This window comes from Nostoc sp. LPT (genome assembly GCF_017115165.1).
Classification (GTDB): domain Bacteria; phylum Cyanobacteriota; class Cyanobacteriia; order Cyanobacteriales; family Nostocaceae; genus Nostoc.
Map to the genome: position 1 here is coordinate 20,988 of NZ_JABXKF010000173.1, position 10,728 is coordinate 31,715.

Consider the following 10,728-nt stretch of genomic DNA (forward strand, 5'->3'; position numbering starts at 1 on the left):
TACGCGAACAGGATGAGAATCAAGTCGCACATGGTCTAACCAAGTAATCCCCGAAGTTTTTATGAAATACCAGGTTGTTCTCCAACACAGTGAAGAAGATTGCGGCGCTGCAAGCCTTGCAACTGTTGCCAAATAGTACGGACGTACTTTAACTCTAAGCCGGGTACGAGAAGCGGTAGGAACTCTTTCGCAAGGTACTACTTTGCTTGGTTTGAATCGAGGTGCAGAAGCTTTAGGATTTAATGTCCGTCAAGTCAAAGCTTCTGCTCAATTGATCGACAGTTTAGATAAAGCTCCAATGCCCGCAATTATACATTGGAAAGGTTACCACTGGGTAGTTTTATACGGGCAAAAAGGAAACAAATATGTGATTTGCGATCCTGGCGTTGGTATCCGCTATCTCAGCCGTAAGGAATTAGTTGAGGGTTGGAGCAATGGATTTATGCTGCTATTGCTGCCAGACGACACCCGTTTTTACGAGCAGGCGGACGATCAAGTGAGTGGCTTTGGGTGCTATCTTAAGCGTGTTTGGCCTTATCGCTTCATTCTGGCTCAGGCGATCGCCATCAACATTGCGATCGGACTTTTGTCTCTGGCCTCTCCCTTGATGATGCAACTCTTGACCGATGATGTGCTAGTGCGGGGAGATACTCAACTATTAACTACCGTGGCAATTGGGGTAATTGCCATGAACTTGTTTAAAAGTGCAATTGGTTTGGTACAGTCTCACCTCATTGGTCACTTCGGTCAACGGTTGCAATTAGGACTGCTGCTGGACTACGGTCGAAAACTTTTACACTTGCCCTTATCTTACTTTGAAGGACATCGTAGTGGAGAAGTCGTCAGCCGAATTGGCGATATTAATGCCATCAATGGGTTAGTTTCGCAGATTGTCCTTGGTTTACCTAGCGAATTTTTTATTGCTTTAGTTTCCTTATGCTTTATGCTCTTTTTGAGTTGGCAACTAACTCTGGCTTCCGTATTAGCCTTTATTGTCGTCACCTTAGTTAATCTACTTTTCTTACCTGCCTTACGCCAGAAAACCCGTAAACTTATCGTTTTAGGTACTGAAAACCAAGGCTTTTTGGTGGAAACTTTTCGCGGTGTCCAAGTACTCAAAACCACCCAAGCAACTCCACAAGCTTGGCAAGAGTATCAAACCAATTATGGTCGCCTCGCTAACTTGGGCTGGAGTACGATGAAACTGGAATTATACAGCAGTACATTCACTAATATTCTTTCAAGTTTAACTAATATAGGTTTACTCTGGTTAGGCAGCTATTTAGTAATTAATCAAACATTATCCATCGGTCAGCTGCTAGCGTTTAACGGCATGAGTGGAAATTTTCTCGGTTTTTTGAGTTCAGTAATCGGGTTAGCTGATGAGTTTATTACTGCCCAAATTGTCATCCAACGGATGGCAGAAGTGATTGATGCTACCCCAGAAGACTTGAATGCACAAGAAAAGCCTTGGGCAGCAATTTCCACTGATGCAAATATTATTTGCACTAAAGTTAACTTCCACCATGCTGGTAGAGTTGATCTGTTACAAGATTTTTCGTTGACTATCCCTAGCGGTAAAGTTATTGCTTTAATTGGTAAATCTGGTTGTGGTAAAAGTACCCTAGCCAAACTGATTGCTGGTTTATATTCCCTCCAGTCAGGCAATATCCGTTATGGCATTTATAACAGACAAGACTTATCTTTAGAATGTCTGCGACAGCAGGTAGTCTTAGTACCGCAAGACCCGCACTTCTGGAGTCGTTCAATCGTTGATAACTTCCACTTCAGCTATCCTGATGTGACTTTTGAACAAATTGTTACAGCTTGCCAAATAGCAGGAGCTGATGAATTTATTAGCGAATTACCTGACAAGTATCATACCGTTTTAGGAGAATTTGGAGCGAATCTTTCTGGTGGACAACGGCAGAGATTAGCGATCGCTAGAGCAATAATTACTAACCCACCGATACTGATTTTAGATGAATCCACTGGCGCTCTTGATCCGGTGAGTGAAGCTGAAGTACTAGATCAACTGCTTACCTATCGCCAAGGCAAAGCCACAATTTTAATTAGTCACCGACCCAAAGTCATTGAGCGAGCCGATTGGATTGTATTACTGGAGAAAGGACGTTTGCAAATCCAAGGTTCTCCAGAAGAATTGCGCCAAATTGCTGGCGAACACTTGGGCTTCCTAGATGATGTTCGGTCATCAACTCCAACTTTACTAGTGAAATCTTCCAGCCATGCTAATGGCAAATACGCCACCATTAGATAAATGAAGGGGCTTGAAACCGTTGCTCCAATCCAAACTAAAATCCCAAATTCATGCAATTCAAAAATGTCGGAATTAAAAATTATTTAATTATTTTTGAATTTTGAATTTGAGCGTTCGCGCAGCGTCTCGTAGAGAAGCGACGGTCATTCTTAATTAAAATCAAAAATCATCTTTCTCTCAATTTCTTATTATGGTTAGTCAATCGAATTCTGTCTTGCTGCCCCAAGTTGAAGAAAACGATTTTCTTCCGCCACTTGGTAATTGGACTACTATTGGTGGTGCGATCGCATTAGTAACTGTGACAATAGCAATTGCCGTCGCCTCTGTAACTAAATATAAAGTCACCGTTCAAGCACAGGCAAATCTGCGTCCGGCTGGTGAGTTGCGGCTCGTTCAGGCTGCTACGGAAGGCCCAGTTATGCGGATTTTTGTGAAAGAGAATCAGGTTGTCAAAACAGGAGATGCGATCGCTACTATTGACGACTCCCGCCTGCAAACCAAGAAGAGTCAACTAGAAGGTAGCATTGGGCAAACAAAATTACAACTGGTTCAAATCGACGCTCAGATTCATGCTCTTAATAACCAAGTTATAGCCCAAACTGACAGCAGCAAGCGTGCGGTTGCGGCGGCTGAAGCCCAATTGAGCAGTCGCAAGCGGGATTATCGAGATAAGCAAATTACTACTGTTAGTGATGTCCAAGAAGCCGCAGCGAATGTCAGAGCAGCAGATGCCGGTTTAAGAGCAGCCGAGACAAAGCGAAACCGATATGAGAACGTAGCCAAAGTTGGAGCTTTGTCACAAGATCAATTCGAGGAAGCCCAACTAGCTGTTCGCCAGCAAGAACAAGCACTCGCTGCTGCCAAAGCCAAATTGCAAAGCCTACAAGCTGCCTTAAATCCAACTCTAGCAGAAGTAGCGATCGCACAGGAACGCATTGCTCAAGAAAAAGCTACGGGGCAAGGTAACATCGCCACATTAAACAAAGAACGCAACGCGCTGATTCAACAACGGATTGAAATGCAAAAACAGTTCGAGCATGATGACCGCGAACTTAAACAAGTAAATGTTGAACTTAAGGAGACGATCGTTTCTGCCACAGCAGACGGTGTTATTTCCAAGCTAAACCTACGTAACCCCGGTCAAACATTGCGCCCTGGAGAAGAAATCGCCCAAATTGTTCCTACTTCTGCCCCCTTGGTAATTAAAGCAGTGGTAGAAACTGAGGATAAAAACAAGCTCAAACCAGGACAAAACGTGCAAATGCGAGTTTCTGCTTGTCCTTATCCAGATTACGGTACTCTTAAAGGTAAAGTTAAATCAATTTCTCCAGATGCATTTTTCCCACCAGCGAATAATGGTGCTGCTACAGGTACTTCTACAATTGCAACTACTCCCAAAGCTACTGCTGCCTTCTATGAGGTAACAATTGAACCTGAAGGTCTGTCTTTAGGTCGAGAAACCAGACAATGTTCCATTCAAATGGGAATGGAAGGCAGAGCCGATATTATTTCTAAAGAAGAGACTGTACTTCAATTCTTTTTGAGAAAAGCAAGGCTAATTGCAGATATTTGACACTGCTACTCACCGTTGGTGCTATCAAGAATGATGCGATTTAATCACCATAGAACAACAAACAAAGAAAAACCACCGACTGACTCGCTCCCTTCATGAAGTTAAAACCGAAAATCACGATTACTGACCACTTTGCACAGATGGAAGATCCATTTAGATAATTTGGGAAATCTTTGTTAGTTTTTATTTGTAAATAAGATGCGTTTGGCCTACTTGCTCGTCTGATTCACTGAGAATTTGCTGCACCAACTTTTGCAGGACACGAAAAAATATCCCTCTTTGAGTCTGATAGGGATAGTTTTGAACTTTAGTTCTAGGTATATTTTGTCGAACTCACATCAAGCTACCGTTACAATAGGGTGATTTAAACTTTAGTCTAATGCACCCTATTAGTAAATCAAGTGTTTCTCAAAAGTGCTTAATTTACACTAGCAGGTATCTTTTGAGTCTGAGTAATACCCGCTTTACCATTCTCTGCCTTAATTTCTGCTACTTGCAGATGAGCTTCTAAGAACCAGAGTCGTTTGTCAATGGTGCGAGAAATTTCAGTGTAAAGGTCAGCAGTATCGAGATCGCCTAATTCATCAGTTTTATCGATCGCTTGCCGAAGATGTTTACCATAGGATGCAAAGCGATCTGCCAAGGCTGTCACATGGTCTTTACCATCCAAAATATCTAAGGGATATTCTGGCAGGATCGAATTACTAGCTGCGGCGCGAACTGTTCCGAAAGCGTATCCACCTAAAGCTGTGACGCGTTCAGCTATCAAATCGATGTACTCTTCCAATTCTCCAGCAATTTCATCAAATAATAGGTGTAGCTGATAGAAGTCAGTTCCTTTAACATTCCAGTGCGCTTGCTTTGCTTGGGTTTTGAGATCCGAAGTAGCTGCCAAGCTTTGGTTGAGAAGTACCACAATTTGCACTCGCGCTTCAGCGGGAATGTCAATACGAGTGGGGTACAAACGTGATGTAATAGTGTTGTCGCTCATAGTTCTACGTTAATGCCTTTTGCATTTAACTTTACAGATTTTGGTTGGCTGTGCGAAACTCTCTGACGACAGATTATATTAATGGCTGAATGTGTTACTGCTTATGACTCTTGGTCAAATCCGATGGTTTTCTATGGTATTGAATGTACCACCGAAAAGGCGATCGCGAATTACATCATTGTGCAAAAAGTCATGGGGAAAACCTAGTTCGATTTGACTCACTTCATCTAACCGTTGCAGATGTTCTGGCGAAAGGCTGACTTCTATTGAAGCTAAGTTATCTTGAAACTGCGTTAACTTACGTGCCCCAACAATCGGAATAATCACACCACTTTGAGCACGTAACCAAGCTAATGCTACCTGTGAAGGTGTATGGCCAATTTCTGCCGCAACTTCACTGACAACTTCAGCGATCGCTAAATTCTTTTGGGAAACTTCTCCCCCTAAACTCGCTACTCGCCCTTGTTCGCCGCCTTCTTGACTGGGTTTGTTATACTTTCCTGTCAGCACTCCACCACCCAAGGGCGACCACGGCGTTACTGCCAAATCCAAAGCTTTTGCCATCGGTATCAAATCCCGTTCTGGTGTTCGCTGAATCAAACTATACTCAATTTGCAGGGCGACAAACTGCGTCCATCCTTGGTAATGGGCAATGGTATTTGCTTGGGAAACAATCCAAGCGGGTGTGTCAGAAATACCGATGTAAAGTACTTTACCTTGACGGACTATATCATCAAGCGATCGCAAGACTTCTTCAATGGGTGTTGTGAAATCCCAAGCGTGCAACCAGAATAAATCAATGTAATCGGTATTCAGGCGTTTGAGACTACCTTCCAAAGACTGAATTAAATTCTTGCGATGGTTTCCACTGGCATTAGGGTCGCCCTTTTTGTCATTCATCCGCAAGGGAAAGGAATATTTTGTCGCAACTACAAAGCGTTCCCGTTCTTTAGCAATCAACTCACCGACAATTTTTTCACTGCTACCATCGGTATAACCGTTGGCGGTGTCAATGAAATTTCCTCCTGCTTCTACATAGCTATCAAAGATTTTCCGACTTTCGTCAACAGATGCACCCCAACCCCAATCTTCACCAAAGGTCATGGTTCCCAAGGAGAGTTCAGAGACTCTTAACCCGCTTTTGCCCAAGAGTTTGTATTTCATGAATATTTTCTGATTAATGAAAAAACTAAGCAAATATCATTCCAAAGGCATGATAACTGGAAATCGACGGAATATTTGAGGACAAGCCTTTTAATATTTGTGTTGTCGTGCTATTTAAATGCAACGGTCGCTTTGCAATACTACTCGATTAAGGCTAAAAAATAAATATGTGTAGGTTGAGCTTTAGCGTTACCCAACCTACAAGAATAAATTATTAAATATACTGTTGTTTTAATAATATGAGAACATTGAAATTGAATATTTTTCTATAACTAGGTTTTTAAATTTACGAAACTCGGCTTCTGAGTTTTTTGATGTCTGCTAATGGTGCCATAGTCCATCTAGCTATGGCACCCGACCCTACAATCTAAAATCCAAAATCTTCTAGGCGATTACTTCGATAACTTGAGGGCCGTTAACGCCGTTTATTTTAGCAATTTCGACGGAGCCAAATTGCGAACCGCTACCATCTTTGTCGAAGAATACAATCGAGCTACTGATGTCAATTCTAAAGCGTTGGTTAGGATTGGTGAAAGCACTACCGAGAGTTAATTGAGAACGTTGTAATTGCCCTACTACCAGTCCACCTCCGAATCCAGATGCAGAAACTTGGATTTTATCACCTTGAGATGCGTTTAAGTCATTGATAATATCGCCACCCTCTAAAGCACTGTTGTAACGGAAGATATCAGCTCCTGCTCCACCAGCTAAGATATCTTTACCCAATCCGCCAATTAGAATATCATTACCCTCTCTACCATCAAGGTTATCATCACCCGAACCACCGTTGAGAGTATTGACTCCAGCATTCCCTGTTAAGCGGTCATCTCCATTCAGTCCATTGATTACATCGGTGCCAATAGTAGCGTTAAGAACATCGTTTAGAGGGGTTCCAGTGATATTAGCCATACTTGTTTATTAGGTAATTGGTGTTTTAAGATACAAAGTCTGAAAATTAAGGATATACTTACATGTCGCAAGCATCCAGTATTTTCTTGTGCCAATGCGTGTACGAAAAAAGACTATATATTAAATAGGAATCAATACACAAGATTTTTTTGTTAAAAAATAAGAATGCTAATTATTTTTAGTGGCGAGAGTAATTTATATAAACATTCTATAGTCCTTGTTTGGAAACTATGATTGTAGGACTTTTATGCTGTACAAAGGCATCGTGATGTGCATTAAAAAATGGATTGTTTTAGGATTTTCTTAATTATCCTGCGATCGCAGACCATGCTGTACAATAAGTCAACGTTAAGTCAAACCAAGACATAATGACCTACACCTCGCCCAAACTACTTACCTTCGAGGAATTTATAGCTCAATATGGTGATAACACACGCTACGAATTAATCGACGGACAACTAAGAGACATGGAACCCACAGGGCCACACGAAGCTGTTGCAGGTAGTATTGCTGGTAGAATCTATGTCGAAATTTTTAATTCTAATTTCAACTGGCTAGTTCCTAAAACTTGTCTGATTAAACCACCTGCGGCTGAAGCCACAGCACTGCGTCCTGATGTAATTGTTTTAGATAAAGCAGAACTTAGTAAAGAACCACTCTGGCAAAAAGAACCGATTATTTGTAACGGCAGTACAATCAAACTTGTTGCTGAAGTTGTTAGTACTAATTGGCAAGACGATTATGCAAGAATTGTAGAAGAATACGCTTTTCTTAATATCCCTGAATATTGGATTGTGGACTTTCGTGGCTTGGGTGGTTTGCAGTTTATCGGCAATCCCAAACAACCCACCTTTACCGTTTGTCAGTTGGTTAACGGTGTGTATCAGCAGCAACAATATCGCTTAGGAGATACTATTTCTTCTGATGTATTGACAAATTTACAACTTAAGCTAGACGACATTATGCATATTTGAACTGCGAACTGGTTCGGTAAGGCAAGAGCGATCGCTACAGTTTTCTAAGCTAGAATACCAAAGTTGTGTTTTAGACACATCCGACAATTCAATTGCCAAAAAACCCTTATTTTTATGAATTACTACGTAATCTACGACGGAAATTGTAATCTCTGCGCTACCCTAGTGCAGTTGCTAGAAACCTTAGACAAGGGAAAGCTGTTTCGTTACGCTCCTATGCAAGATGAGCAGACACTTTTAAAGTGGGGAATTACAGCCCAAGACTGTGAACAGGGGATGATTTTAATTGATGGCAATGAACCTCAAAGACGTTGGCAAGGTAGTAATGCAGTAGAAGAAATTGGGCGGTTATTGCCAGCAGGAAGTATATTTGTAGACGCTTATCGAGCCTTACCGGGGATGAAATGGGCAGGCGATCGCTTTTACGAACAAATCCGCGATAACCGCTACGCAATTTTTGGTAAACGTTCTAGTACTTATGAATCGTCATACTGTGTGGATGGTAGCTGCAAGCCGTAGGTAGTACAGGTGAGGGTATTCCCAGTCTCAGGCAGGAAGCAGTTCTTGCTGGGAGCAGGGAAATGTATTGGCTTTGAGACAAATACGCATTATTTATCGTCGCACTTTCCGTTCAAAATAAATATTTTTCGCTTGAGCATAAATACATTTATTAGCTCGTAACCCTTGACTGTTAGGGAATTTCAGCATCTTTCTCCCCCTGCCCCCTGCCCCCTGCTCCCCTGCCTCTTTGGTCATTAGACAGAATAAATTCTCCTAAAAAATCCGCCTCCAGATGCTAGTAAAATGTCTGGGAGACAAACCATTATGCTATCTGGCGTGTTTGTAATTGTGCAATCAATGACATTGCGATCGCGACCATAATTTGGCACAACAAAAAGTCTGACGGGAGGATACTGCGTGAAAATTGGTGCAAACTACTTGGGTAACGGAGAGTGTGAATTCACAGTTTGGTCTCCACTATTAGATAGCGTTACGGTAAAAATTTTGACGCCAGAACAGCAGTTAATTCCCCTCAAGCCTCAGTCTGAGGGATACTGGCACACGAAAGTCAACGATGTATATCCAGGAACGCTTTATCAGTATGTCTTAAATGGTCAAGACACCTTTGCCGATCCGGCGTCGCAGTATCAACCGGAAGGGGTGCATGGGCCGTCGCAAATTATCGATCATGATTTTGAGTGGACTGATGAAGGCTGGACGGGTATTCCTGTAGAGTCGATGATTTTCTATGAACTCCATGTTGGGACATTCACGCCGGAAGGAAGTTTCACCGCGATCATTCCCCGTTTACCAGAGCTGAGGGAACTGGGAATTAACGCCATTGAAATCATGCCCATTTCCCAGGTTCCGGGAGACACTCATATTGAGGCAACTCTTGCATATCGCAACTGGGGTTATGATGGCGTTTACCCTTATGCTGTGCAAAATTCCTACGGTAGTCCAGCCGAACTCAAGCAACTGGTAAATGCTTGCCACCAAAATAATATCGCCGTAGTGCTGGATGTGGTGTATAACCACTTTGGGCCAGAAGGCAACTATATGAGTCAGTTCGCGCCCTACTTTACTCAAACCTATAAAACGCCGTGGGGTGAAGCGCTGAATTTCGACGATGCCCATAGTCAGGGTGTGCGAAATTATTTTATCGAAAATGCGCTGTACTGGTTGGGTGAGTTTCACATTGACGCATTGCGGTTGGATGCCGTTCAAGCAATTTACGACTTGGGGGCGAAGCATTTTTTATGGGAATTATCGGAAGCAATTCATCATTTTTCACAACAAGGGCAAAAATGGAAGCGCCATCTAGTTGCCGAAAGTGATATGAATAATCCGCAATTAATTCGTCCAGCAGAATTGGGTGGATATGGACTCGATGCCCAGTGGAGTGATGATTTCCACCATGCATTGCACGCACTCTTGACAGGCGATCGCCAAGGATATTATCAAGATTTTGGGCAGGTTGCGGATCTGGCAAAAGCTTATGAAGATACTTTTATCTACGATTGGAAGTACGCACCACACCGCAAACGATTTCATGGCGTATCTTGCCGCGATCGCCCTTTATCACAGTTTACAATCTGCATTCAGAATCACGACCAAATCGGCAATCAAATGAAAGGAGAACGCCTTACCCAGCGCATCTCTTTTGAGGGATTAAAGTTAGCTGCTGGCGCTGTGCTGCTGTCGCCCAACTTACCTCTGTTGTTCATGGGAGAGGAATACGGTGAAACTGCACCCTTCATTTACTTTGTCAGTCACTCCGATCCTGATTTAATTCAATTAGTTCGAGCCGGACGCAAACAAGAATTTGAAGCATTTCACTTTGCAGATGATCCCCCAGATCCCGAATCGGCAGAAACTTTCCTAAAGTCTAAACTTAATTGGGAATTACGCAATGACGGTAAGCACAAAGTTCTGTGGAATTGGTATCGCCAGTTAATTAATTTACGTAAGACGCATCCAGCCCTTTTGAATCAAGACCGCAATTTCATCCAAGCGACTAGCGATAAAGAGAAGGATTTGGTGATCGTGCGTCGTTGGTGCGAATCGAGTGAAGTCATATTTGTGATGAATTTCAATTCATCGGCGGTGACAGTGACTTTGCCGTTTGAGCAAAATGCCAATAAATTGTTAGACTCGGCTGATACCTCATGGTCTGGGCATGGTTCCCAAGCCCCTGAACATCTGTCTGTGAGCCAAGAAGTGAAATTGCAACCTACTAGTCTAGTACTCTATGAAAAAGGATGAAGGGGAGAGTTATAGCAAAGTGCTGAGTGCTGAGTGCTGAGTGCTGAGTGCTGAGTGCTGAGTGCTGAGTGCT

7 protein-coding genes and 1 pseudogene are annotated in these 10,728 nt (G+C 42.6%); 5 read left to right on the plus strand and 3 right to left on the minus strand.

Annotated elements, in window-relative coordinates; genetic code table 11:
- Positions 1 to 61 precede the first annotated feature (61 nt).
- Positions 62 to 2,278: pseudogene (locus HWQ58_RS33300) on the plus strand (peptidase domain-containing ABC transporter).
- A gap of 190 nt (positions 2,279 to 2,468) precedes the next feature.
- Positions 2,469 to 3,851, plus strand: a complete 1,383-nt coding sequence (locus HWQ58_RS33305; RefSeq protein WP_292872348.1) for an HlyD family efflux transporter periplasmic adaptor subunit — start codon at positions 2,469 to 2,471, stop codon at positions 3,849 to 3,851.
- Between the two features lie 418 nt (positions 3,852 to 4,269).
- Here the strand turns inward: HWQ58_RS33305 and dps are convergent, their stop codons facing one another.
- The 3 genes from dps to HWQ58_RS33320 all read right to left on the minus strand — a co-directional run bounded on the left by dps (position 4,270) and on the right by HWQ58_RS33320 (position 6,915).
- Positions 4,270 to 4,842 carry a DNA starvation/stationary phase protection protein Dps gene (gene dps, locus HWQ58_RS33310; RefSeq protein ID WP_292872350.1) on the minus strand — a complete coding sequence of 191 codons (573 nt, stop codon included), beginning with the start codon at positions 4,840 to 4,842 and terminating at the stop codon, positions 4,270 to 4,272.
- 114 nt (positions 4,843 to 4,956) lie between these two features.
- On the minus strand, positions 4,957 to 6,006 hold the full coding sequence (locus HWQ58_RS33315) for an aldo/keto reductase (protein ID WP_292872352.1): 1,050 nt from the start codon (positions 6,004 to 6,006) through the stop codon (positions 4,957 to 4,959).
- 384 nt (positions 6,007 to 6,390) lie between these two features.
- Complete coding sequence (locus HWQ58_RS33320) at positions 6,391 to 6,915, minus strand: hypothetical protein (RefSeq protein WP_292872354.1); 525 nt, start codon at positions 6,913 to 6,915, stop codon at positions 6,391 to 6,393.
- Positions 6,916 to 7,283: 368 nt separating this feature from the next.
- On the opposite strand from HWQ58_RS33320, the gene HWQ58_RS33325 reads away from it, so the two are divergent.
- From HWQ58_RS33325 to treZ, 3 genes are all read left to right on the plus strand, one after another.
- Positions 7,284 to 7,889 carry a Uma2 family endonuclease gene (locus HWQ58_RS33325; protein ID WP_292872356.1) on the plus strand — a complete coding sequence of 202 codons (606 nt, stop codon included), beginning with the start codon at positions 7,284 to 7,286 and terminating at the stop codon, positions 7,887 to 7,889.
- 114 nt (positions 7,890 to 8,003) lie between these two features.
- The gene (locus HWQ58_RS33330) at positions 8,004 to 8,408 is read left to right on the plus strand and encodes a DCC1-like thiol-disulfide oxidoreductase family protein (RefSeq protein ID WP_292872358.1); all 405 of its coding nucleotides are present in this window, start codon (positions 8,004 to 8,006) and stop codon (positions 8,406 to 8,408) included.
- Positions 8,409 to 8,807: 399 nt separating this feature from the next.
- A complete protein-coding gene (treZ, locus tag HWQ58_RS33335) occupies positions 8,808 to 10,655 on the plus strand; it encodes a malto-oligosyltrehalose trehalohydrolase (RefSeq protein ID WP_292872360.1) in 1,848 nt (615 codons plus the stop codon).
- The last annotated feature ends 73 nt before the right edge of the window (positions 10,656 to 10,728 follow it).

Excerpts from the sequence above, each read along its gene's own strand:
- HWQ58_RS33305 (WP_292872348.1), top strand. The coding sequence starts at position 2,469 with ATGGTTAGTCAATCGAATTCTGTCTTGCTGCCCCAAGTTGAAGAAAAC.
- dps (WP_292872350.1), bottom strand. The coding sequence starts at position 4,842 with ATGAGCGACAACACTATTACATCACGTTTGTACCCCACTCGTATTGAC.
- HWQ58_RS33315 (WP_292872352.1), bottom strand. The coding sequence starts at position 6,006 with ATGAAATACAAACTCTTGGGCAAAAGCGGGTTAAGAGTCTCTGAACTC.
- HWQ58_RS33320 (WP_292872354.1), bottom strand. The coding sequence starts at position 6,915 with ATGGCTAATATCACTGGAACCCCTCTAAACGATGTTCTTAACGCTACT.
- HWQ58_RS33325 (WP_292872356.1), top strand. The coding sequence starts at position 7,284 with ATGACCTACACCTCGCCCAAACTACTTACCTTCGAGGAATTTATAGCT.
- HWQ58_RS33330 (WP_292872358.1), top strand. The coding sequence starts at position 8,004 with ATGAATTACTACGTAATCTACGACGGAAATTGTAATCTCTGCGCTACC.